The organism is Halorubrum sp. Atlit-26R (genome assembly GCF_003666015.1).
Classification (GTDB): Archaea; Halobacteriota; Halobacteria; order Halobacteriales; family Haloferacaceae; genus Halorubrum.
The window spans coordinates 167,848-189,668 of record NZ_QPLT01000007.1; the positions used below are offsets into that span (position 1 = coordinate 167,848).

Here is a 21,821-nt window from a genome sequence, read left to right on the forward strand (position 1 = left end):
AAGCCTGTTGCCCGTACCGCCGCCGGTCCGTCCCGAGCGACTGGCGCCCGCGGAACGTTGTGTTATCATATAGCACGGTACGGAGTCCGCTCTTAAAACCCCGTCGTAAGCGTGCGTTTTCGCCGTGGATCCGCGGCCGGCCGCGACGGACGTTTTTTGCCCGCTCGGGGTCACGTTCGGTCGTGTTCGACTCCCTCTCCGACCCGATGCGATCACTCCTCTCGCGGCTCGCCTTCCTCGTCGTCGGCGCCCTCGTCGGCACCGCACTGTACGCCCTCGATATCGCCGGTTTCCTCGCTGTCGCGCTTGCGGCCGTCGCGTTCGTGGTCGTCGGCGAGCTGTACCTGTTCGCGACCGGCGGCGATTTATAAATAGCAACGACGACTTGCGGTGGCGCGTGCCTGCGAGCGGCCGGAGCGAAGCGGAGGCCGCGAGGAGCACGCGCGAGGGAGTCAGTCGCCGGAGCGAAGCGACGGCGACTGACGAGGCTGGGGAGGCGTGAGGTGCGGTTGCGGTGCTGTGCGGGGCGGGACTCAAAGGGGCAGCCGCGAGGACGAAGACGCGCGACGCAAGGACCGCAGGGAGCGAGTGAAACGAGCGACTGAGGACCGCAGCGAGCGCATCGAGTCCTCGCGGCTGGGGCTTTGGAGATGTTCGCCGTCGATCCGCGGTCAGCTACTTATAAACGAGCGGCTGGGATTTCGGCGGTGTTCAGCGTAGCGTCGTTATCTATTTATAAGTAATAAACGGCCACTCGCCGGACACTTATAAATGGATATCCGACCGATTCGGCGGCGTCAATCCCGAGGTATTTGTCCGCCAGTCGCCTCGGACGCACCATGCGAACGCTCGTCTTCGACGGTCGGACCGGCGCGGCCGGCGACATGATCTGCGCCGCGCTGATCGCGGCCGGCGCCGACTCCGACGTCCTCGCCCCCGTGAGCGACGCGCTTCCGGTTCGGTACGAGATCGGCGAGACGGAGAAGAACGGGATCCGAGCGACGACCGTGGACGTACTCGTCGATGGTGACGACGATGCGGTCGAGGCTGACGCGGACCGCGTTCACGGCCACGACCACGATCACAGTCACGACCACGATCACAGTCACGACCACGACCACAGTCACGAACACCCGCACGAATCGGACGCCTCCGGTGCCGCCGAACCGGCCGAGGGCGCCGGCGTCCACCGCTCCTACCGCGAGGTGGCCGACCTCGTCGAGTCGATGGACCTCCCCGACGGAGTCGAGTCGACCGCGCTCGACGCCTTCGAACTGCTCGGCCGCGCGGAGGCGTCGGTCCACGGCACCGACCTCGACGAGACCCACTTCCACGAGGTGGGCGCTGACGACGCGATAGCCGACGTGGTCGGCGCGGCGCTGCTACTGAACGATCTCGACCCCGAGCGCGTGGTCACGACGCCGGTCGCCGCCGGCGGCGGGACCGTCGAGATGAGCCACGGGACGTACCCGGTCCCGGCTCCGGCGACGACCGAGATCGCGACCCGGGCCGACTTCCGGATCGTCGGCGGGCCGATCGACCGCGAACTGCTCACGCCCACGGGCGCCGCGATCCTCGGCGCGGTCGCCGAGGGCGTCGACGCAGTCCCGGACCTCGCCGTCGAGCACGCGGGATACGGCGCCGGCGACGCCGACTTCGAGGCGCACCCGAACGTCCTCCGCACGCTCGTCGGCGACGGGGGACACGACGCGCACGCGGACCGCGCTCGCGCGGGCGCCTCCGACGGCGCGCTCGTCCGCGACGACATCGCCGTCTTGGAAACGAACCTCGACGACGCCGCGCCGGAGGTCCTCGGCGGGCTTCAGGAGACGCTCAAACGCGCCGGAGCGCGAGACGTGACGATCGTTCCGACGACGATGAAGAAGTCCCGACCCGGTCACCTCGTCAAGGTGATCTGTAAGCCGGCGGACGCCGAGGCGGTCGCGGAGCGACTCGCCCGGGAGACGGGCACGCTCGGCGTGCGACAGTCGGGGGCGAGCCACCGCTGGATCGCCGAGCGCGAGTTCGAGACGGCGACGCTGCGGATCGACGGCACGGCCTACGAGGTGGCCGTGAAGGTCGCCTCGACGACCGACGGGGAGACCTACGACGTCAGCGGGGAGTACGACGACGCGGCCGCTGTCGCCGAGGCGACGGGCCTCCCGATCCGAGAGGTGCTCCGACGGGCCGAAGCCGAGGTGCGGGAGCGGCTCGCCGAGGAATAGCCGGGACCAGCCTCCGCGACCGCCCCGTCAGTCGGGCGGGTCGACGCGCTCGACGCGCTCGGGGTCGACGCCGAACCCGTCGGCGAGGCGCTCCCGGACGCGGTCCGCGACGAACTCCGCCGCGGCGTCGAACTCGCCGTCGGGCGCCGCCCCCTCGTCGACCGCGAGGGTGGCGACCGCCTCGACCGTGGTGTCGTTGAGGCCGGGCCGGAGGCCGGCGATCTCCAGCTCCTCGACGCTGAGGCCGTCGATTCGTTCGATCTGTGCTCTGGCGCCGGCGGCGAGGTCGCCGGCGGCCGCCTGCGAGACGCGGACGGTCACCGTAGCCTCGACCGACGGCGTGTGGATGGCTGCCGCCATACGCCCTCGCCGCGAGTCGAACGCGGCGCGGACGGTCGGCTCCCGGTCGAACCCGGGAACGACCGGTCCGCCTCCTCGAACGCCCCGCCGACGACCTCGTCGCCGGCGGCGCTCGCGAGGGTGACGGTCGTCCGACTCGACGCGCGCGACGGACAGCGGCGGCTGGAGAGAACGGGAAATGGTCCGTCCCGCGGGGAAACCTCCCCAGCCGACGCGCGTCACGCGGTCGGGCGGACGGACCGTAGGTTCGGAATCCCGTAGCCGGTCCCGGTCCACCCGAGGAACGCGACGCTCGCGGACCGCACGAGCGTCGAGAGGGTGGAGCGGGTCATGGTCGGGATCCGCGGCGCGGGGTGCGCCGTTGTTCACTCGATATGCCGGTTTTGTATTAAAATTATGTTAGTTATGCGACCACATGACACGGTGTGCGCGAGCCGAGAGCCGCCGAGAATCCGCCGGAGCGGCCGCGGGCGAGCCGTTCCGTCGACGCCGAGACGACAGGCCTATGCCGAACGCCCGACCAGTTGCGCGTAAGCAGTCACCGTCATGATCGAGCGCATTCACACGTCGGACGTCGAACCGGACGCGGACGAGGTCGCCATCGCCGGCCACGTCCACGAGATCCGCGACCTGGGAGGCCTCGTCTTCCTCATCGTGCGCGACCGCGAGGGACTCATCCAGATCGTCTTCAAGGAGGAGCGCGAGCCGGAGCTGTTCGAGGCCGTCCAGGACGTCGGCGCCGAGGACGTGGTCCGCGTCGTCGGCGAGCCGCTGGAGAGCGACCAGGCGCCCGGCGGCGTCGAGATCTCCCCCACCGAGTACGAGGTCATCGACGAGGCCGACTCCCCGCTCCCGCTGGAGATCTCGAAGGACATCGAGGTCGACCTCTCGACCCGGCTCGACAACCGCGCGCTCGACCTCCGGAAGCCGGAGACGCTCGCGGTGTTCACCCTCCGATCCGAGCTCATCACCGCGATGGAGGAGTGGTTCGAAGACGAAGGGTACGTCGACATCAAGACGCCGCTGATCTCGAAGGGCGGCGCCGAGGGCGGCGCCGAGCTGTTCCCGATCCTCTACTACAACCAGGACGCGTTCCTCTCGCAGAGCCCCCAGCTGTACAAGCAGATGCTGATGGCCTCGGGCTACGAGGCGGTCTACGAGACCGGTACCGCGTTCCGCGCCGAGGACTTCGCCACCTCCCGGCACGTCTCCGAGATCGCGATGTTCGACGTGGAGCTGGCGTACATCGACGACCACGACGACGTGATGGACGTCCAGGAGGAGTCGCTGCGCTACGCGCTCCGCGAGGTCGCGGAGAACGCCGAGCGCGAACTCGACCTGCTCGACGTCGACCTCGACGTGCCCGAAGACGACTTCCCGCGGATCACCTTCGACGAGGCGCTCGACATCCTCGAGACCGAGTACGGCCACTTCCCGGACGACCCGACCGACCTCGACACGAAAGGGGAGAAGCTGCTCGGCGAGCACTTCGAGGAGCAGGGGCATCCCGCGTTCTTCGTCGTCGGCTACCCCGACGAGAAGTTCTACTACATGCAGGACGTGCCGGACGACGAGATCGCCTCCCGGAAGTTCGACCTCATTTATAAAGGACAGGAGCTCTCCTCCGGCGGCCAGCGCGAGCACGACGTCGAGCGCATGGTCGAAGTGATGGAAGAGGAGGGCGTCGAGACCGCGAACTTCGAGTTCTACATCGAGGCGCTGAGCTACGGCACGCCCCCGCACGGCGGCTACGGGCTCGGCATCGACCGCCTCGTCCAGAAGGTCGCCGGCCTCAGCAACATCAAGGAGGCGATCATGTTCCCGCGCGACCCGAACCGGCTGGAGCCGTAGGAGGCGCGATCCGTTCCGGTTCGTTCCGGTTCGCGGCGCGGGCGTGGCGGCGTCTCTCCCGCCGACCGCGCGAGCGACGTTCGACTCGCCGCGCGAGCGGATTTTCCTCGGTTGGCGCTGGTGTTCTTTTATAAACACTCCCTCGTATCAGGTGGAACCGCCATCAGGGCTTCTTCCGACGATTAAACCGGATTAAATCGGACGAAAATCGGCTGAACGGCTTGCGTCATTAAAGGGGATAGGGGCCCGAGCCCGAGTCGCAATGAACGCACTCCGAACGGCGCTGCTCGTGGCGCTGGCCACGGTTGTACTGATCGGGACCGGCGCAGCCGCCGGTGCCGTCGCGGCGACGCCCGGGCCGGACAACGCCTCCGGCGACGCGGGCCCGCCGAGCGACCTCCCGGACCAGGTGCCCGACTTCGTCGGCGGGGTCCTCGACAGCGTGAACGAGTTCCTCGACGGCGGGGTCGACGACCTCGGCGAGACCGTGAGCGACATCGCCGGGAACGGGGCCGGCGAGGGTGATGCGGACGACGGAACCGACGCCGACGGGGGTGCGTAACGTGACGGACCACGCGCTCGACCGCCGGACCTACCTACGGGCGACCGGCGCCGCCGCGCTCGCGTCCGTCGGCCTCGCCGGCTGCGTCGGCCGGGCGAGCGGCACGCTCGCGACGCGGGTGACCGACCAGCCGGCGGACATCGACGACTTCGAGTCGCTCGTCGTCACCGTCGAGGGATTCTGGCTCGGGCCGGAGGGCGCCGAGCCCGACGACGACGGAGACGACGCGGACGGCAGCGAGACCGACGACGGCGACGATTCGGACGACGGCGACGGTGAGACCTCCGGCGGCAACGAGACCGACGGGGAGGAGGACGAAGCGGGTCGCGAGTACTTCGAGTTCGACGAGGCGCAGGAGGCCGACCTCGTCGAGCTCCAGAACGGCGAGACGCAGCTGATCGACGAGCGAGAGCTCCAGACGGGGGAGTACCCGTACCTCCAGCTCGACGTGTCGTCGGCGGACGGGACGCTCACCGACGGGAGCGACGCGACCGTCGACCTCCCGGGCAACGCGCCGCTGAAGTTCAACGAGTCGTTCGAGATCCGAGAGAACGCCCGGACGACCTTCACCGCCGACTTCGCGCCGGTGTTGCGCGGGAACGGCCGCTACCTCCTCCGACCGGTGCCGAGCGGCATCGAGGTGGAGTACGAGGAGTCGGCGGGCTCGGCGGGCGACGGATCGAGCGGCGGCAACGAGACCGACGACTCGTAGCGACGCCGCAGTCCCCCGGTCCCCCGTTGGAGCCGCGGCCGCGCCCGTCGCTCGCGCGGAGCGAGCGCGGCCCGCGCCGCGGCTTCGGGGTCAGGGCTGGGTCGGTTCCCGGGATTCGGGGACCGGGGGAATGCGCGCGCCGTTGCGGTCGGTCCCCGAGTCGAGGCACACGACGCCGTCAGAGGCACACGACGCCGTCAGAGGCACACGACGCCGTCAGAGGCACACGACCCGCACGATCGCCCGCGCGACGACGCGTTCGGGCGGTCTTCGCTTTCTCCGATCCGTTCGGTGTTTCCGCGTTTTTATATCGTACCGAGTCAGGCCGGCGCCGCGTCGGACCGCAGGAACGTCCGGTAGAACGGTCCGGCGAGCACCAGCGCGCCGACCGCGGCCATGCCGACGAGTACGGTTGGGTCGACGAGCGACCCGCTCGCCGCGAGGCGGTCGAGCGAGACGCCGACCGCGACCCCGCCGACGACCCACGGCAGTTCGCCGAGCGCCGTGCCGAGGAGGAGCGGTCGGAGCCCGACGCCCGCGGCCGCGGCCCCGACCGTCACGGCGTCGGAGGGGAGCGGCAGCAGGCGGGTCCCGGCCACGGCGCGCACGCTGCCCGACTCCGCCGCGAAGCGCTCCCCGGCCCGACAGAACCGGTCTGCGATGCCCGGCTCCTCGCCCGTCTCGGAGCCGTCGCGGAGTCTGAGCCGCCCCGCCCGAGCGAGCGCGTACGGCGGGAGCGCGGTGCCGACGACGAGCGCCAGCGCGAACGGGGCCCCGACCCAGCCGTACCCGAAGCCGACGGCGACGGCGAGCAGCGTCGTCGGCCACGCGAGCAGGGGCCGCACGGCGGCGAGCGCGACGACGGCGACCCCGAACCGGAGCGGGTCCGTCGCGAGCCACCGGAGCCGCGAGAGCGCCGCCTCGGGGGAGACCGCGAGCGCGAGCGCCGCCAGCGCGGCGACGACGGCGCCTGCGACCGCGTACCGTCCGAGCGTCGACCGGCGATTCACGCTCCCGAGTCCGCGGGCGCCCGGTAAACGCTTTGTGGGCGCGGTCGAGCGGGAGCCGAATGCGTTCGCGTCCGGCTCACGACAGCTTCCCGAGCGCCTCGAAGAAGTCCGAGGGCGGGCCCGCGATCCGTATCGGCGGCGCGGTGCGCTCGACGGTCACCTCGACCGGCCCGTCGAGGGTCTCGGTGTCGCGGCCGTCGCTGACGACCGTCGCGCCCGCGTCGTCCGCGACAGAGACGGTGACCGTCGCGTCGGCGTCCACCACGAGCGGCGGCATCCCCTCCTCCGCGACCATCTCGTTGACGACTAACCCACCCACGTCGGGGTGGACCAGCGGGCCGCGCTCGGAGAGGTTGTACGCGGTCGATCCGGTCGGCGTGGCCACGAGGACCCCGTCGGCGTGGCCGCCGGCGTACCGAGAGCCGTCGACCCGCACCTCGTAGTCGATCCCGCCGCCCGGACCGCGTCGCTCGCCCTGGACGACCACCTCGTTCGCGGCCGGCGTCGACGTCCAGTCGCCGGCGCTGGCCGCGAGCCGCGGGGCCTCGCGGACGTCTAAGCCGCCGCTGCGGAACGCTCTGATCTCGGCGCGGAGCGCGGTCGCGGCGTCCGTCGGCGGGACTGCGTTGAGGAACCCGACCTCGCCGAGGTTCACCCCGACGATCGGGGTGTCGCCCGCGTTGCGCGCGACGAACAGGAACGTCCCGTCGCCGCCGACCGCGACGACGAGGTCGCAGTCGCCGAACGCGTCGACCGGTCGGGCGTCGTCGCCTGCGTCGAGCGCGGCGGCGGTCTCCTCGTCCAGCCAGACGCTCTCGCCCGCGTCGACGACGACGTCACGGAGGGTCGCCGCAAGCGACGCCGCCCGCTCGCTCCCCTTTCGCGCCACGATGCCCACTTCCATGCGGAATCCATCCCGATCCCCGGATAAAAGCGTGCGGACATCGGCCGCCCGGCCGGGTTCTCGGTATCTGAAACCTCGCCGGAAAGTTTCAAGCCGCTCGGCCGCGTTGCTGGGTCCATGTCGACCCCCCACGGGCGGCGGAAACGATGAGCGAGGAGGACGACTGGTTCGAACGCGCGCTCCGGGAGACCGACGAGGAGTCCGACGAGCCGCCGGTGGGCCGTGCGGAGGGCGGTTCCGACGGTGTGGAGGACGGGTCCGGCGATCCGGATGGCGACGCGGACGACGCGGAAGCCGGTGCGGACGACCCTGCGGGGGAAACGGAGGCCGCGAGCGACGGCGCCGAGTTCGCCGATCCGTTCGGCGGTGCCGACGACGAGACGGGCGCCGAGGCGGGCGACGGAGACCCATTCGCCGGCGACGACGGGGAGGGCGACGAGTCCGACGGCGGTGAGTTCGGCGACGGTGAATTCGACGGCGAGGACGCGGCGAGCGACGGCGTTCCGGCGGACGCGTTCGGCGACGTCGACGCCGACGCCGGATTCGACTCCTTCGGCGAAGGCGACCCCTTCGCCGGCGGGGAGGAGGCCGACGCCAGCCCCGATACCGCCGTCGGCACGGACTCCGGCGGCGACGGCGGCGGGTCGGACCCGTTCGGCGCGGACGACCCGTTCGGCGGCAGTCGGGGCGGTGGGGGATCCGGCGGTCGATCGGGCGGCGGGGGCGGCGGGGACGGCGGGGACGGCGGAGCGGCGGACGGTGGCGGCGACCCCTTCGGCGGGTACCGCGGGAGTGCGGGTGGGGGCGACGACGACTTCGGATTCGGTGAGTTCGGCGGCGACGCGGACGCCGACGGGACGACCGACTTCGACGTCGACCCGGACGAGTTCGAGTCCGAAATCGAGCGGACCGACGTCGGGGTCGAGGGGCTCGACGACATGATCCTCGGCGGCGTCCCCAGCCGGTCGCTGCTGTCGGTCATCGGCGGGGCCGGCACCGGGAAGACGACGTTCGCGCTCCAGTTTCTCAACCACGCGCTCGAATCGGGCGAGAAGGGGATCTACATCACGCTCGAACAGACCCGCGAGTCGATCCTCGACACGGCGACCGAGAAGGGGTGGCCGTTCCGCGAGCACGCCGAGGAGGACCGCCTCGCGGTCGTCGCCATCGACCCCATCGAGATGGCCAACTCGCTGGCGTCGATCCGCAACGACCTCGTCCGGCTCATCGCCGAGTTCGACGCGGACCGGCTGGTGCTCGACTCCGTCTCCCTCTTGGAGATGATGTATGACCACCCCGCGAAGCGCCGCTCGGAGGTGTTCGGGTTCACGCGCTCGCTGAAGGAGTCGGGCGTCACGACGCTTCTCACCTCCGAGGCGAGCGAGGAGACGCCGTACGCGTCCCGGCACGGGATCGTCGAGTACCTCACCGACGCCGTGTTCGTGCTCCAGTACGTCCGCGGCTCCGACTTCCGCGAGACGCGCCTCGCCGTCGAGATCCAGAAGATCCGCGATGCGAACCACTCCCGCGAGACGAAGCCGTACGACATCACGGACACCGGCATCTCCGTCTACGACCAGGCGAACATCTTCTGAGCCCTCGCGGGCCGCGGGCGGCTCCGAACCTATCCGGGGAGCTGAACGACCAAGTTCAACGCCTGCGGAAGTAGGACGCTGACGAATATCTGCGACCACATGGCGAACGTCGTCGGATACGTTCCGGTGCTTTCGACGTGCGCGAGCGTCTCCTGTGCGTTCTCGTACTGCTCCCTGTTCTCAATATCCGTGAGCGTGGCGTCGAACGGGTCGCTCACCGACCGCTTAAGCTCCCGTTCCAGCGATCGGATCTTCGCTCGCTTTTTGCTCTTCATGATTGCGTGGACCCTGTACATCGAGTACCCGATCGTCAGCACGCCGACGAACCAGACGGCCGAGAGAACCGCTTGGAAACCCGGCCCGGGAGCCGGATACGGCGACGAGAGGTACTGCGAGAGGATGACCGGGATGTGGGTCTGGAGAAACCACAACAGCAGGACCCCCGTATAGATGTAATACGAGCGTTTGAGGAGCTCTCCGACCGGTTCGAACCCACCGAGGTTCCGGGGGTCGTAGTAGAAGAGTCCGAAGTCCGCCTTGGCGAGCCGGCGTGGGACAGCGAGGTGAACGGCGACGTAGGACACCCCGAGCTCAACCAAGATCGGGATCGTGATGAGCGGGAACGAGACCGCCTGTGCGTACAAGACGAGGCCGATCCCGTCCGTTTCGATGAGACGCGGGAATCCGAGCACGAACGCCCCGAAGGCGTAGAAGGCGACGAGGGCGACGACGTAGGCCGCCGTCCGCGTCCGGAGGGAGACGAGCCCCTCGAACTGCCGCCGCATCGACGCGTCGATGTCGACGTGTTCGTCGTCGATACCGAGCGCGATCATCGCGTCGGCGTAGCTCTCGTGGATGTACCGGAGCCCGAACACGCCGAGGACCGTCATCGCGGGGATGGCGAGCGAGTTCGGCTGTACGAAAAAGGAGCTTTTCCCCGACACGAGGAAGTTGTACACGTCGAACAGCCCGTACTCGACGAACAGTCCGACCGCGACGAGCAGATACGGCGGATAGACGTCTCCGCCGGTGAGCGCGTCCGATAGCCGCCCGAAACCGAGCTTCTCGGCGATGATTTCGATCAGCAGTCGGTCCCGATATCGCTGTACGTCTGCCATAGCGTCCGGTCACCATCCAGACAGTATAAGAGTGGGTCCTCCGTCTTCGGCGAGCATCGGCGCTCGCGAGCTGATCGTCGCAGAGATACACCGTCCGGGAACTGAACCTGAATCAGACGTGCTCGCTCGGTGCTCGCGGCTTCGCTGCTCGCTTCCCGAGGCGCTCGCTTCGCTCGCACCTCGCACCGCTCGCTGCGCGCGACTGATAGGGTTCAATTCCGTCCGGTGATTTCTTTCACTACGTTCGAGAGTTCGCTGAACAGCGTGAAGCGGACGCTACCTGACGGAGTCAGGTAGAAAATGCACCGTCCGGGAATTGAACCCGGGCTATTAGCTTGGGAAGCTAATGTCCTACCACTGGACCAACGGTGCTCGAATCGAGATACCCGACCGTCCCACTTGAACGTAGCGTTTCATCGGACGGCCACGAGATGCCGAGAGCCACACCCTTAAGCCGTCACCGACGGAGGCACGCTCATGACCGACGACGCAGCAGACGGTGCGCGAGCGGACCGGACCGCGGCGGTCGACCGCGTGCGAGAGCGCGCCGACGACCTCGCGCCCGCGCTCGGCGCGACTTGGACCGACGACGAGCCGTGGCGCTTTATCACCGACCTCACGGCGATCGGGAGCCGCATGGCCGGGGGCGAGGGCGAGCGCCGCGCCGCCGGACTCGTCGCGGACGCCTTCGAGCGCGCCGGGCTCGCGGACGTGCGCACGGAGCCGTTCGACCTCCCGGCCTGGGAGCGCGGGTCCGCGTCGCTCGACGTGACCGTTTCCGGCCGCGACGGCGAGCCGACCACGCGCTCGTTCGAGGCGCTCGCGCTCCCGTACTCGCCGGCGGGGAGCGTCGCGGGCGAGCTCGTCGACGTGGGGTACGGCACCCCGAGAGAGATCGACGAGCGCGACGTGGAGGGGCGGATCGCGGTCGCCTCGACGACCACCCCCGAGGGCGGGCGGTTCGTCCACCGCATGGAGAAGTTCGGCTACGCGATCGACGCCGGCGCGGTCGGGTTCGTGTTCGTCAACCACCTCGACGGGCAGCTTCCGCCCACGGGGTCGCTCACGTTCGGCGAGGAGGCCGAGGCGGTCGCGGTCGGCGTCTCGAAGGAGACCGGCGCGTGGCTCCGCGAGTACGCGGTTGGGGGCGATTCAACCAGTCCGGACTCCGAACCGGTCGCACAGGCTGAACTGTCGGTCGAGGCGTCGACGACGCCGGGCGAGAGCCGCAACGTGATCGGCAGCGTCGGACCGGACACCGACGAGCGAGTCCTCCTGCTCGCCCACTACGACGCCCACGACATCGCGGAGGGGGCGCTCGACAACGGCTGCGGGATCGCGACGATCGCGACCGCGGCCGGAGTCCTCGCGGACGCCGACCTCCCGATCGGCGTCGACGTCGTCGCGGTCGGGGCGGAGGAGGTCGGGCTCCTCGGCGCGGAACACCTCGCAGACCGGCTGGACCTCGACCGCGTGAAGGGCGTGGTCAACGTCGACGGCGCGGGGCGGTTCCGCGATCTGGTCGCGCTCGCGCACGCCTCGACGGCGGCCGCGTCGGTCGCGGAGGTCGTGTCGTCCGCGACGCGCCAGCCGATCGAGGTGGACGCGCAGCCGCACCCGTTCTCCGACCAGTGGCCGTTCGTGCGCCGCGGCGTGCCGGCGCTCCAGCTCCACAGCGACTCGGGCGACCGCGGGCGGGGGTGGGGCCACACCCACGCGGACACCCGCGACAAGGTCGACGACCGGAACGTCCGCGAGCACGCGATGCTGACCGCCCTGCTCGTCGCCGAGTTCGCGGTGCCCGAGCGCGACCTGCCGCGGCTGGACCGCGACGAGCTCGCGGCCGCGTTCCGCGAGGCCGACTTCGAGACGGGGATGCGCGCCGCCGGCCTCTGGCCGGCCGACTGGGACTGAGCGGGGCGGTCGCGGAGCGGCCGCAGGGCGGATCGACCGCCCGCCCGGTCACTCCACGTCCGCGTCCGGCGTCGGTGGCGGGAGCCGCTTGTGCGCCGTCGCGCGGTGACGGCCGAGCAGGTCCGCGACGAGTTCGCGGTCGACGTCGAGGTCGTCGTCTCCGTCCATGGGATCGGGCGCGTCGAGGTCGCCGGCGACGACCGCTCCCCTGATCCGCTCGACGACCGACTCCGGGTCGAGCCCGCGGTCGACGCCGAGGTGGAGGACGGGGTCGACGACCTCGTAGGGGGCGCCGAGGTCGTCCGCGTCGCGCTGCCCCGGCAGGAACCCCGCTGTCGGGGGCTTCTCGACGACGAACTCCGGCACGTCGAGCTCGGTCGCGAGCCCCCGGACGTCCGTCTTGTAGAGGCCGCCCAGCGGGAACAGGTCGGCCGCGCCGTCGCCGTGTTTCGTCAGGTAGCCTAAGAGGAGTTCGCTCCGGTTCGCGGTGCCGCAGACGAGGCGGTTCGTCGCGTTGGCGGCGAGGTAGGCGACGGCCATCCGGAGGCGCGCGACCGCGTTGCCGGACCGGACCGGCTCGTCGTGGAGGTCGAAGCGGTCGGGGGCGACCGCGCCGAACTGCGCGAACAGGGGCTGGAGGTGGACCGTGTCGTGGTCGATCCCCAGCGCCTCGGCGAGCGCCTCGGCGTCGCGGGCGTGCGGCGCGCCGATCTTGTTACACGGGAGAATCAGCCCGTACACGCGGTCGGCGCCGAGCGCTTCGACCGCGAGCGCGGCCGTCACCGTCGAGTCGAGCCCGCCGCTCATGTTCACGACCACGCCGTCCGCGCCCGCGGCGCCGACCCGATCGGCGACGAACGACCGGATTCGGTCGCGTTCGACAGCGGGATCCCGGTCCGGGAGCAGCGAGACGGGAAGGGGGTGAGAACTGGCGGCGTCTCGATCGTGGTTCGACACCGCAGCTCCCGCCGAACGCTCGGCGGCGGCCTCGTCCGAGTCGAACGCCGACTCGCGGTCAGCCATCTCTCTCTCCGTGTGCCGTCCGCCCCGTCCGCCCCGTTCTCCGGTGCGGGGGTCCGTCGACGGCTCGTGAGGGAGCGCGGGTGCGTCTCTGCGGGCGTTCGCGAGCGTCGCGTTGGATCGTCATCAGTCGGCCGCCGCTTCCGCTTGCGCTGGTAAATACTTGCGGTGTGGATCGTATAAGGAATTGGTACTGTTATGGCTGAGTAGAGTAGAGCCACTCGTGTAGGACGATGTATGTATAATTATACTCAAAATAACCGGAGATACCAAACCTTGACACCGCTGAATAGAGGAATACCCGGTTTGTCGGAATATCACGCCCAATTAGAGTACGTTTAGAGAGGAATTGGCCACACAACAATCGTTCTAAGCATATAATGTGGTTATACACAAACATTTATTAGTTGAATCCGGTTCGATTCGTCCATGTCACGGATTCAGCTGAGTTCGAGTCAGGAACGCGTGCTCACCGCGCTCGTGAACCTCTCCGAGGGCCGGGAGGCGCCGGTACAGGGCCGCGAGATCGCGGACGCGATCGACCGCAACCCGGGGACGGTGCGGAACCGCATGGGGAGCCTCAGCACGCTCGGTCTCGTGAAGGGCGTCGCCGGGCCGGACGGCGGCTACATCCCGACCGACGAGGCGTACGACACGCTCGGCATCGAGCGCCTGGAGGACGCCGCGACGACGCCGGTCGAGCGCGAGGGCGACCCCGTCGAGGACGTCACCGTCGCGGAGATCGACCTGTCGAGCGTCGCGAACCCCGAGCTGTGTCGCGCCGAGCTCGTGATCCGCGGCCCAGTGGGTCCCTTCGACGCGGGCGATCACGTGACCGTCGGGCCGACGCCCGCCACCGGACTGCGGCTCTCCGGCGTCGTCGACGCGACGAACGTCGACGGCAACAGCCTCCTGGTCCGCGTCGACGGCATGGAGACGCCGACGGGGGGATCGGCCGCCTGAATAGCGGCCTGAGCGGGGACCTGAGCCGCGGCCGTCAGGAAGCCCGATTCACTCCCTCTCGATCGCCGAGAACAGCCGATCGCGGACCGCATCGGTCGCGGCCGCGGCGTGACGCGCGTCCCGGTGTCGCTCGCCGAAGGCGACGCGCGCGCTCTCCGCGGCCTCGCGATCGACGGTGAACGACGCGTCGGGGTAGGTCACGTCCCAGAGCACGAGCGGCTCCGGCGGCGCGGGACCGACGCCGCGCTGTCCCGAGACCGGCTCGGCGGCGAGCAGTCGGTCGATCCACGCGAGGTCGGCGGTTCCGCGACCGACGGCGCGAGCGGCGGCGACGACCCGCCGGACGAGCGCGCGCGGAAAGCCGCCCGCCGAGAGCTCGACGACGAGCGTGTCGCCCTCGCGGGTCGCGCCCGCGTCGAGGTCGCGGACCGTTCCCGTCTCGTCGGTCGTCAGGTTGTGGAAGTCGTGTTCGCCGTCGAACCGCGCGAGCGCCGCCCGGAAGCGGTCGTCGTCGACCGCGTGTTCCGGCTCTCGCCGCGCGCGGTCCGAGCCGGAACCGGCGCCCGATTCGGGCGCGTGGAGGTGGTACCGGTACGTCCGCCGGACCGCGTCGTGCGTCGCGTGGAAGTCGTCCGCGACGTCGGCCGCGGCCCACACGCGGACCGACCCCGGCAGGTGACCGTTGAACGCGCGCGGCGTAAGCCACGTCGGCGCCTCGAATGCGACGGTCTGTGCCACCGCGGAGACGCCGGCGTCGGTCCGGCCCGCCGCGGCGTAGCCGGGCGGCGTGGCGTGGGTCGACCCGTCGCCGCGCTCGACGAGGCCGTGTTCCGCGAGCGCTTCGAGGAGCGCGTCCGCGACCGTGCGGGCGTGCGGCTGGCGCTGGAAGCCGGCGTACTCCCGGCCGTCGTACGCGACCCGGAAGGCGCGGGTAACCGTCTCCCGGCCGCTCGACTCGCCCGTCACTGGGCGTCGGACGCGTCGCCGCCGCCCGTCGCGTCGCTCACGTCCTCGTCCGTATCGGTCGCCCCCGTCTCTTTCTCGGCCTCTTCGGGGTCGGCCATCGGGACGGTCACCACCGGCACCGACGCGACGCGGACGACCTTCTCGGTGACGCTCCCGAGGAGGAGCCGGCGGATCCCCCGTCGGGTGTGGCTCGGCATGACGACGATGTCGGCGCCGTCGTCGATCGCGTTCTCGATGACCTCCAGCGGGTCACCGCGGACGACGCTGCCGACCGCCTCGACGCCGTTCGCCTCCAGCTCGGCGGTCACCGTCTCCACCCGTTCCTCGGCCGCCTCCGCGAGCCGGTCGGAGAACACGCCGGTCCGCGGGCCGGCGAGCGTGTCGACTGCGGTGTCGGCGGCCGAGAGGACGTGGACCGTCGCGTCGTACCGCTCGGCGAGGCTGGCCGCGTGCGGGATCGCGTCGTTCGCCTCGCCGCCGGGCGCGACGGGCAGGAGGATGTCGTCGTACATGCGTGGTGACGGAACGCCCACCCGCAAAGTCCTGTCGGCGTGCGCGCCGGTTCGCAGGTCGCGGAGAACCGGATGGGCAGGGTTTTCCGGCGGGCGGCCGTCCCGGTCGGTATGGGACGCGACGTGTCTAACCCCGACAACCCGCAGGTGACGCTCCAGACCAACCACGGCGACATCGTCGTCGAGCTGTTCGCCGACCGCGCGCCGAAGACGGTCGAGAACTTCCTCGGCTTAGCGCGCCACGACCCCGCCGCCGACGCGGAGCCCGCGCCGGAGACGAACACGTGGGAGGATCCCAAGACCGGCGAGGTCCGCGGCGACTCGCTGTACGAGGGGATCGTCTTCCACCGCGTCATCGACGACTTCATGATCCAGGGCGGCGACCCGATGGAGAACGGCCGCGGCGGCCCCGGCTACCAGTTCGACGACGAGTTCCACGACGACCTCACCCACGACGGCCCCGGAATCCTCTCGATGGCGAACTCCGGCCCGAACACGAACGGCTCGCAGTTCTTCATCACGCTGGACGCGACCCCGCACCTCGACGGCAAACACGCCGTCTTCGGGCAAGTGATCGACGGGATGGACACCGTCGAGGAGATCGGCGGGGTGCCGACCGGCCGCAACGACGACCCCCGCGAGGCCGTCGAGATCGAGAAAGTCGACGTCGACGAGTAACCTCGAACTCCGGGCCTCACCGCGACCTCGATCGCGTGGGCTCCCTTCCCACGCCGGGGGGACTTGAGAAGAGTTAAATTATCCCCGACGTAAGCACCGTTCGCGCTCGGTTGGTGTAGTCCGGCCAATCATGTTGGCCTTTCGGCGGACGCGGCGCCTCGGCGCCGGTTCGGAAGTCAGCCGACGACCAGGGTTCAAATCCCTGACCGAGCATCCACTCTCACACCGCGAGCGACGCGTCTCGTTCTCCGGTCGTCCGTTCCGTTCTCTGTTCAGTCCGTTCCGTTCTCCGGTCGGTACGAAGGGGAAGAATCACGGCCGTCGGTGACGGAGCGTCGGGTATGAGCGACCGACCCGACGAGCGCGACGGCGACGACACCGCCGGTGACAACGGCGACGACGACCGCCGCTTCGAGACCCGCGCGATCCACGCCGGCCAAGAGCCGGACCCGGAGACGGGCGCGTTGATGACGCCGATTCACGCGAACTCGACGTACGAGCAGGACGCGCCCGGCGAGCACCGCGGCTACGAGTACAGCCGCACGGGGAACCCGACGCGCAGCGACCTCGAAGCGAACCTCGCCTCGCTGGAGTCGGGCAGCCACGCGCGCTGTTTCTCCTCCGGCATGGGCGCGATCAACACCGTCCTCAACCTCCTCTCGGCGGGCGACCACGTCGTCGCGGGCGACGACGTGTACGGCGGGACGCACCGGATCCTCACGCAGGTGTACGACGAGTACGACATCGACACGACGTTCGTCGACACGACGGACCACGACGCGGTCCGGGACGCGATGCGCGAGGAGACGGAACTGGTGTGGGTCGAGACGCCGACGAACCCCCTGATGAACGTCAACGACATCGGCGCGCTCGCCGACGTCGCCCACGCGAACGACGCGCTCTGCGCGGTCGACAACACGTTCGCGACGCCGTACCTCCAGCGGCCGCTCGAACACGGCGCGGACATCGTCTCCCAGTCGCTGACGAAGTACCTCGGCGGCCACTCCGACACCATCGGCGGCGCCCTGATCGTCGACGACGAGGAGTTGGACGAGCGGCTCGGCTTCTACCAGAACTCCGTCGGCGCGACGCCCGGCCCGTTCGACGCGTTCCTCGTCCTCCGCGGAACGAAGACGCTCCCGGTGCGGATGGACCGCCACTGCGAGAACGCGATGGCGCTCGCCGAGTGGCTGGAGGGCCACGACGCGGTCGAGCGCGTCTACTACCCCGGGCTGGAGTCGCACCCGGACCACGAGCTGGCGGCCGAACAGATGGACGACTTCGGCGGCATGCTCTCCTTCGAGCTCGACGGCACCCTCGAGGAGGCCTCGACCGTCGTGAGCGAGACCGAGGTGTTCACGCTCGCGGAGTCGCTCGGCGGCGTCGAGAGCCTGATCGAGCAGCCGGCCGCGATGACCCACGCCGCGATCCCCCGCGAGGAGCGGCTCGCGGCCGGCCTCACCGACGGGCTGATCCGGGTGTCGGTCGGAATCGAACACGTCGACGACATGAAGGCGGACCTTCAGGCGGCGTTCGACGCCGCGCTCTCGTAAGGGTATCGTCGTCTTGGGACCCCCCGTTCGGACTGAATTCACCTGTTTCGGCTGTCCCTCACCGTTATTACTAAGCAGAATGTCAACACAACACCGTCTCGATAGATCATGTCGGCACGCAACTGGACGCGGTCGATCGTTCCCGGCGGTAAGGTAACCACCTCGTGGGAGGCCGACCAAGTACACAGAGTTGAATACGAGGTGACGGTCCGGCAAGGCCCCGGCGTTAGTGTCTACGTCCTCGAGCAATCGGAACTCCGTCACGTCGAAAACGGTAACAATTTCAAATCGTTTAGCGACGCGACGAACGAGAACGTTTCGTGGGTACAAAACGCGAAGCGATTATCCGGCGGCGAGTACGGATTGCTCGTGTCAAATAACTTTCCATCGGCGGTTCAGGTAGAGATCTCCTGTGAGGTGGAAACGGTCTAAGCGGACTTCACCGCGGTTCCAGCCGTTTCTGAAATGCGAGACCATTTATAAACGATATCGAGTTTCGAAGACTCACCGACGAAACGGGCCCGTCCGTGGACTGAAACCATTTTTACCGATCCCGGCGAGACTGCCTCCATGAGCGATCCAGACGTCTTGGTGCTTCGCCAGACGATCCACGGACTGGGGCCCGACGAACTGGCGGCGGCGATCCGCGAGCGACTCCCGGACGCCGAGGTGGCGCGGGCGCGAACCCCCGCGGAGGAGCGCGAGCTGATCCGGAACGCGCGGGTCGCGGTCGGGCTCAACGTCGACGAGGAGCTGCTCGGCGCCGCGGAGAACTTGGAGCTATTCGCGTGCGTGTTCGCGGGGACGGGCCACCTGCCGCGCGACCTGCTCGCCGACCACGGGGTCGCCGTGACGAACGCCTCGGGCGTCCACGGGCCGAACATCGCCGAGCACGTCGTCGGGTCGATGATCGCGCACGCGCGACAGTTCCACCGAGCGTACCGTCAGCAGTCCCGCCGCGAGTGGCGCACCTACGAGACCACGGAGGTGTACGGCTCGACCGTCGCCGTGGTGGGGCTCGGCGCCATCGGGCAGGCGGTCGTCGACCGGCTGGCGTCGTTCGACGTCGACACGGTCGGCGTGCGCTACTCCCCCGAGAAGGGCGGTCCGACCGACGAGGTGTACGGGTTCGACGAGTTCCACGAGGCCGTCACCGACGCCGAGTACGTCGTGCTGGCGTGTCCGCTCACCGAGACGACGCGGGGGCTCGTCGACGCCGACGCGCTCCGGACGATGCGGCCCGACGCCGTCCTCGTCAACATCGCGCGCGGGCCGGTCGTCGACACCGACGCCTTAGTGACGGAGCTCCGGAACAACCGCATCCGCGGCGCGGCGCTGGACGTCACGGACCCGGAGCCCCTCCCCGAGGACCACCCGCTGTGGGGACTGTCGAACGCGACTATCACGCCGCACAACGCCGGCCACACGCCCGAGTACTACGAGCGCGTCGCGGACATCCTCGCCGACAACGTCTCGCGGCTGGACGCCGGCGACGAGCTCCGCAACCGAGTGGTCTGAGCCGACCGCGACGGATCGAATCTGCCTCAAATATATATCCCTATATATCAATATTTCTCCGTTAATACCGTTCCAGACGGTGCTTAGAGCGACGATGGAGATCGTCGTTGACAGAAGAACCCCTACTCCCGAACGCAGGTATATATTTTGATCAAGATTAAGGTGTTCCGCTCCGGAGGGCGAACCATGGAAACGCGGAAGGTCCAGGTCACCGGCGGTTCGACGTACACGGTCTCGATTCCGAAGACGTGGGCGACCGACAACGACGTCGAGGCCGGGACGGAGATCGAGTTCCACCCGGACGGCGACTCCCTGTTCCTCACGCCGCGGTCCGACGAAGAGCGGACGCGAGGGACGCTGGACATCGCCGACCTGACGGGACAGGCCCTCCAGCGCGCGGTGACGACGATGTACGTCAGCGGCTTCGACGTCATCGAACTGGAGGCCGCGGAGATCACCACCGAGCAGCGGTCGACGATCCGCGACGCGGTCCAGAGCCTCGTCGGGCTGGAGGTGTTAGAAGAGACGCGCGACCGCGTCGTCGTCCAGGACCTCCTCGACTCCTCGGAGCTTTCGATCCACAACGCGGTCACGCGGATGCGGCTGATCTCGCTGTCGATGCTCGAGGACGCGATCACCGCGCTCGCGGAGCGCGACCACGACCTCGCGCGCGACGTGATCGGCCGCGACGACGACCTCGACCGGCTGTGGCTCGTCGTCTCGCGGATCTTCCGCGCCACGCTGCGGACGCCGAAGGCCGCCGAGGAGCTCGGGCTCCCGCGCGAGGAGTGTTTCGACTACCACTCCAGCGCCCGGCAGTTAGAGCGGATCGGCGACCACGCGACGAAGATCGCACACCTGACGCTGAACATCGACGAGCCCCTTCCCGACGAGGTCGTCGACGCGGTGAGCGATCTCCACGGCGACGCGGTCGACGTGATCGACGCGGCAATGGACGCGCTGTTCGACGACGACACCGACGAGGCGACCCGACGGGCCAACGAGGCGCGGACGATGGTCAGGGCGATCGACGAGCGGGTGCGCGCCATCGACGAGCTCCTCCGTGATCTCGATCCGACGCGCGCGCAGCTGCTGGGACTCGTCGTCGACTCGGTCCTCCGGTCCGCCGACTACGGCGGCAACATCGCCGAGACCGCGCTCCAGAAGGCCGCGCCGACGCCGTGAGGAGCGTCCTCGACGCAATAGCGCGCCGACTGCCCGAGCTCCGGACGCTCGCGTTCGCCGGAGGTGCGGTCGTCCTCCTCGTCGCGCTCGTCGTCGCCGGCGGCGCCGCGTACTTCGCCGCCGGACTGGGGCCGGACGCGGACGCGGTCGCGGCGGTCGAGGCCGACCCGAACGTCTCCGTCGATCGGACGGCGGTCGGGACCGCGGTCCGCGACGGGCCGGTTACGTCGTCGACCGTCGGGCTCGTCTACTATCCGGGAGGGCGGGTGGCCCACGAGAGCTACGTTCCCACCGCCGCCGAGATCGTGGCGGCGTCCGATCGCGACGCGCTCGTCGTCGTGGTGGACGCCCCCCTCAACCTGGCCGTCCTCGCGCCGGACCGCGCCGAGCGCGTCCGCGAACGCTATCCCGAGGTGGACGCGTGGGCGGTCGGCGGCCACTCGCTCGGCGGCGCCATGGCCTGCCGACACGCGGCCGGAAACGCCGAGGCGTACGACGCGCTCGTCCTCCACGCCGCGTACTGCGACCGCGACGTCTCCGAGAGCGGCCTCGACGCGCTCTCGGTCTTGGGCGGCGCCGACGGGGTGATCGACGCCGAGCGCGAGCGCGCGTCTCGGTCGAACCTGCCGGCGGACGCTCGGGTCGTCGAACTCGACGGCGTCAACCACGCCGGATTCGGGGCGTACGGACCACAGCCCGGCGACGATCCCGCGTCGCTGTCGCCGGACGCCAGCCGGCGAGCGGTCGGGAACGCGACCGGACGGTGGCTCTCGGAACGGGGCGCGGTGACCCGTGAGCAACGGTCGCGAGCGGTTTCGGACCGCGGCTCGGAGGGAGTCCGCACCACCGCTCGGCGGGCGTCCGCACCACCGCGTCCGTCGTTGCCGGGGTCGCGTTAAGTTTGGCGTGAATTGTGGTAGACGGCGAAGGCTTCGAGCCAGTTTTGAGCTGTCTCTAGCGCGACATTGCTAAAACTATTCGCAAACGATGATGTTCGTCGTTCTATTTCCCAAAAGACACGTTCGATGGCATTCCGATTTCCATGTTGAATGACTTGAAATCGATAGCCGTCTTCAGCGAGAACTGATCCGAGATAGTCTGCGTCATCGACGAGAAATTCGACGTTGTTCAGCTGATAACGCCGGTGTAGCTCGGTCAGAAACCATCGTGTTGTC

General features: G+C 69.4%; 21 protein-coding genes, 2 tRNA genes and 1 pseudogene. 15 read left to right on the forward strand and 9 right to left on the reverse strand.

The features are described from left to right. The first annotated feature begins 182 nt into the window (after positions 1 to 182). Positions 183 to 371, forward strand: a complete 189-nt coding sequence (locus tag DVK07_RS09925; protein WP_121596901.1) for a hypothetical protein — start codon at positions 183 to 185, stop codon at positions 369 to 371. 468 nt (positions 372 to 839) lie between these two features. Then, complete coding sequence (gene larC / locus DVK07_RS09930) at positions 840 to 2,225, forward strand: nickel pincer cofactor biosynthesis protein LarC (protein ID WP_121596902.1); 1,386 nt, start codon at positions 840 to 842, stop codon at positions 2,223 to 2,225. Positions 2,226 to 2,252: 27 nt separating this feature from the next. On the opposite strand, the gene DVK07_RS09935 is transcribed toward larC, so the two are convergent. Next, on the reverse strand, positions 2,253 to 2,585 hold the full coding sequence (locus DVK07_RS09935) for a hypothetical protein (RefSeq protein WP_121596903.1): 333 nt from the start codon (positions 2,583 to 2,585) through the stop codon (positions 2,253 to 2,255). A 546-nt stretch (positions 2,586 to 3,131) separates the two neighbouring features. Between DVK07_RS09935 and aspS the strand changes: the two genes are divergently transcribed. The 3 genes from aspS (at position 3,132) to DVK07_RS09950 (ending at position 5,710) form a co-directional block, all read left to right on the forward strand. Then, positions 3,132 to 4,436, forward strand: a complete 1,305-nt coding sequence (aspS, locus tag DVK07_RS09940) for an aspartate--tRNA(Asn) ligase (RefSeq protein WP_121596904.1) — start codon at positions 3,132 to 3,134, stop codon at positions 4,434 to 4,436. 262 nt (positions 4,437 to 4,698) lie between these two features. After that, entirely contained in the window at positions 4,699 to 4,998 is a 300-nt protein-coding gene (locus tag DVK07_RS09945; RefSeq protein ID WP_121596905.1) for a hypothetical protein, read from the forward strand. Next, complete coding sequence (locus tag DVK07_RS09950) at positions 4,961 to 5,710, forward strand: DUF4382 domain-containing protein (RefSeq protein WP_121596906.1); 750 nt, start codon at positions 4,961 to 4,963, stop codon at positions 5,708 to 5,710. Before DVK07_RS09945 ends, DVK07_RS09950 begins: the two co-directional genes overlap by 38 nt. A 320-nt stretch (positions 5,711 to 6,030) precedes the next feature. On the opposite strand, the gene DVK07_RS09955 is transcribed toward DVK07_RS09950, so the two are convergent. Then, the gene (locus DVK07_RS09955; RefSeq protein ID WP_121596907.1) at positions 6,031 to 6,720 is read right to left on the reverse strand and encodes a VTT domain-containing protein; all 690 of its coding nucleotides are present in this window, start codon (positions 6,718 to 6,720) and stop codon (positions 6,031 to 6,033) included. Between the two features lie 76 nt (positions 6,721 to 6,796). After that, positions 6,797 to 7,624, reverse strand: a complete 828-nt coding sequence (locus tag DVK07_RS09960) for an NAD(+)/NADH kinase (protein ID WP_121596908.1) — start codon at positions 7,622 to 7,624, stop codon at positions 6,797 to 6,799. A 146-nt stretch (positions 7,625 to 7,770) separates the two neighbouring features. Between DVK07_RS09960 and DVK07_RS09965 the strand changes: the two genes are divergently transcribed. Next, positions 7,771 to 9,219, forward strand: coding sequence for a KaiC domain-containing protein (locus tag DVK07_RS09965; protein ID WP_121596909.1), 1,449 nt, complete (start codon positions 7,771 to 7,773; stop codon positions 9,217 to 9,219). Between the two features lie 29 nt (positions 9,220 to 9,248). Here DVK07_RS09965 and DVK07_RS09970 read toward each other — a convergent pair whose 3' ends face one another. Together DVK07_RS09970 and DVK07_RS09975 are read right to left on the reverse strand one after the other, a co-directional pair. Beyond that, positions 9,249 to 10,337, reverse strand: coding sequence for a hypothetical protein (locus DVK07_RS09970; protein WP_121596910.1), 1,089 nt, complete (start codon positions 10,335 to 10,337; stop codon positions 9,249 to 9,251). A gap of 301 nt (positions 10,338 to 10,638) precedes the next feature. Continuing rightward, a tRNA-Gly gene (locus DVK07_RS09975) sits at positions 10,639 to 10,709 on the reverse strand. 105 nt (positions 10,710 to 10,814) lie between these two features. On the opposite strand from DVK07_RS09975, the gene DVK07_RS09980 reads away from it, so the two are divergent. Beyond that, positions 10,815 to 12,251: a M28 family metallopeptidase gene (locus DVK07_RS09980; RefSeq protein WP_121596911.1), complete on the forward strand. Its 1,437-nt coding sequence runs from the start codon at positions 10,815 to 10,817 to the stop codon at positions 12,249 to 12,251. A gap of 48 nt (positions 12,252 to 12,299) precedes the next feature. Here DVK07_RS09980 and nadE read toward each other — a convergent pair whose 3' ends face one another. Next, complete coding sequence (gene nadE, locus DVK07_RS09985) at positions 12,300 to 13,274, reverse strand: NAD(+) synthase (protein WP_121596912.1); 975 nt, start codon at positions 13,272 to 13,274, stop codon at positions 12,300 to 12,302. Positions 13,275 to 13,700: 426 nt separating this feature from the next. On the opposite strand from nadE, the gene DVK07_RS09990 reads away from it, so the two are divergent. Then, a complete protein-coding gene (locus DVK07_RS09990; protein WP_121596913.1) occupies positions 13,701 to 14,234 on the forward strand; it encodes an Rrf2 family transcriptional regulator in 534 nt (177 codons plus the stop codon). A gap of 48 nt (positions 14,235 to 14,282) precedes the next feature. Here DVK07_RS09990 and truA read toward each other — a convergent pair whose 3' ends face one another. Both truA and DVK07_RS10000 read right to left on the reverse strand, forming a co-directional pair. Then, positions 14,283 to 15,200 (reverse strand): tRNA pseudouridine(38-40) synthase TruA, encoded by a 918-nt coding sequence (gene truA / locus DVK07_RS09995; RefSeq protein ID WP_121596914.1) that lies wholly within the window; start codon positions 15,198 to 15,200, stop codon positions 14,283 to 14,285. Continuing rightward, on the reverse strand, positions 15,197 to 15,712 hold the full coding sequence (locus DVK07_RS10000) for a universal stress protein (protein WP_121596915.1): 516 nt from the start codon (positions 15,710 to 15,712) through the stop codon (positions 15,197 to 15,199). The genes truA and DVK07_RS10000 overlap by 4 nt, the downstream gene beginning before the upstream one ends. A 111-nt stretch (positions 15,713 to 15,823) precedes the next feature. Between DVK07_RS10000 and DVK07_RS10005 the strand changes: the two genes are divergently transcribed. The 7 genes from DVK07_RS10005 (at position 15,824) to DVK07_RS10030 (ending at position 21,545) form a co-directional block, all read left to right on the forward strand. Beyond that, positions 15,824 to 16,390 (forward strand): peptidylprolyl isomerase, encoded by a 567-nt coding sequence (locus DVK07_RS10005; protein ID WP_121596916.1) that lies wholly within the window; start codon positions 15,824 to 15,826, stop codon positions 16,388 to 16,390. A 104-nt stretch (positions 16,391 to 16,494) separates the two neighbouring features. Then, positions 16,495 to 16,603, forward strand: a tRNA-Glu gene (locus tag DVK07_RS10010). A 128-nt stretch (positions 16,604 to 16,731) separates the two neighbouring features. Further along, positions 16,732 to 17,943, forward strand: a complete 1,212-nt coding sequence (locus tag DVK07_RS10015; protein WP_121596917.1) for a cystathionine gamma-synthase — start codon at positions 16,732 to 16,734, stop codon at positions 17,941 to 17,943. A gap of 108 nt (positions 17,944 to 18,051) precedes the next feature. Further along, a complete protein-coding gene (locus tag DVK07_RS22075; protein ID WP_147441090.1) occupies positions 18,052 to 18,375 on the forward strand; it encodes a hypothetical protein in 324 nt (107 codons plus the stop codon). Positions 18,376 to 18,513: 138 nt separating this feature from the next. Next, complete coding sequence (locus DVK07_RS10020) at positions 18,514 to 19,461, forward strand: D-2-hydroxyacid dehydrogenase (RefSeq protein ID WP_121596918.1); 948 nt, start codon at positions 18,514 to 18,516, stop codon at positions 19,459 to 19,461. Between the two features lie 186 nt (positions 19,462 to 19,647). Then, complete coding sequence (locus tag DVK07_RS10025; protein WP_121596919.1) at positions 19,648 to 20,646, forward strand: phosphate uptake regulator PhoU; 999 nt, start codon at positions 19,648 to 19,650, stop codon at positions 20,644 to 20,646. Then, positions 20,643 to 21,545 (forward strand): alpha/beta hydrolase, encoded by a 903-nt coding sequence (locus tag DVK07_RS10030; protein WP_121596920.1) that lies wholly within the window; start codon positions 20,643 to 20,645, stop codon positions 21,543 to 21,545. The genes DVK07_RS10025 and DVK07_RS10030 overlap by 4 nt, the downstream gene beginning before the upstream one ends. On the opposite strand, the pseudogene DVK07_RS23610 reads toward DVK07_RS10030, so the two are convergent. Beyond that, positions 21,542 to 21,821, reverse strand: a pseudogene (locus tag DVK07_RS23610) (IS6 family transposase); the annotation flags it as partial. The gene DVK07_RS10030 and the pseudogene DVK07_RS23610 overlap by 4 nt on opposite strands.

Bases quoted from the DNA above. Each gene is read 5' to 3' on its own strand.
- larC (WP_121596902.1), top strand. From the start codon at position 840: ATGCGAACGCTCGTCTTCGACGGTCGGACCGGCGCGGCCGGCGACATG.
- DVK07_RS09935 (WP_121596903.1), bottom strand. From the start codon at position 2,585: ATGGCGGCAGCCATCCACACGCCGTCGGTCGAGGCTACGGTGACCGTC.
- aspS (WP_121596904.1), top strand. From the start codon at position 3,132: ATGATCGAGCGCATTCACACGTCGGACGTCGAACCGGACGCGGACGAG.
- DVK07_RS09945 (WP_121596905.1), top strand. From the start codon at position 4,699: ATGAACGCACTCCGAACGGCGCTGCTCGTGGCGCTGGCCACGGTTGTA.
- DVK07_RS09950 (WP_121596906.1), top strand. From the start codon at position 4,961: ATGCGGACGACGGAACCGACGCCGACGGGGGTGCGTAACGTGACGGAC.
- DVK07_RS09960 (WP_121596908.1), bottom strand. From the start codon at position 7,624: ATGGAAGTGGGCATCGTGGCGCGAAAGGGGAGCGAGCGGGCGGCGTCG.
- DVK07_RS09965 (WP_121596909.1), top strand. From the start codon at position 7,771: ATGAGCGAGGAGGACGACTGGTTCGAACGCGCGCTCCGGGAGACCGAC.
- DVK07_RS09970 (WP_121596910.1), bottom strand. From the start codon at position 10,337: ATGGCAGACGTACAGCGATATCGGGACCGACTGCTGATCGAAATCATC.
- DVK07_RS09980 (WP_121596911.1), top strand. From the start codon at position 10,815: ATGACCGACGACGCAGCAGACGGTGCGCGAGCGGACCGGACCGCGGCG.
- nadE (WP_121596912.1), bottom strand. From the start codon at position 13,274: ATGGCTGACCGCGAGTCGGCGTTCGACTCGGACGAGGCCGCCGCCGAG.
- DVK07_RS09990 (WP_121596913.1), top strand. From the start codon at position 13,701: ATGTCACGGATTCAGCTGAGTTCGAGTCAGGAACGCGTGCTCACCGCG.
- DVK07_RS10000 (WP_121596915.1), bottom strand. From the start codon at position 15,712: ATGTACGACGACATCCTCCTGCCCGTCGCGCCCGGCGGCGAGGCGAAC.
- DVK07_RS10005 (WP_121596916.1), top strand. From the start codon at position 15,824: ATGGGACGCGACGTGTCTAACCCCGACAACCCGCAGGTGACGCTCCAG.
- DVK07_RS10015 (WP_121596917.1), top strand. From the start codon at position 16,732: ATGAGCGACCGACCCGACGAGCGCGACGGCGACGACACCGCCGGTGAC.
- DVK07_RS22075 (WP_147441090.1), top strand. From the start codon at position 18,052: ATGTCGGCACGCAACTGGACGCGGTCGATCGTTCCCGGCGGTAAGGTA.
- DVK07_RS10020 (WP_121596918.1), top strand. From the start codon at position 18,514: ATGAGCGATCCAGACGTCTTGGTGCTTCGCCAGACGATCCACGGACTG.
- DVK07_RS10025 (WP_121596919.1), top strand. From the start codon at position 19,648: ATGGAAACGCGGAAGGTCCAGGTCACCGGCGGTTCGACGTACACGGTC.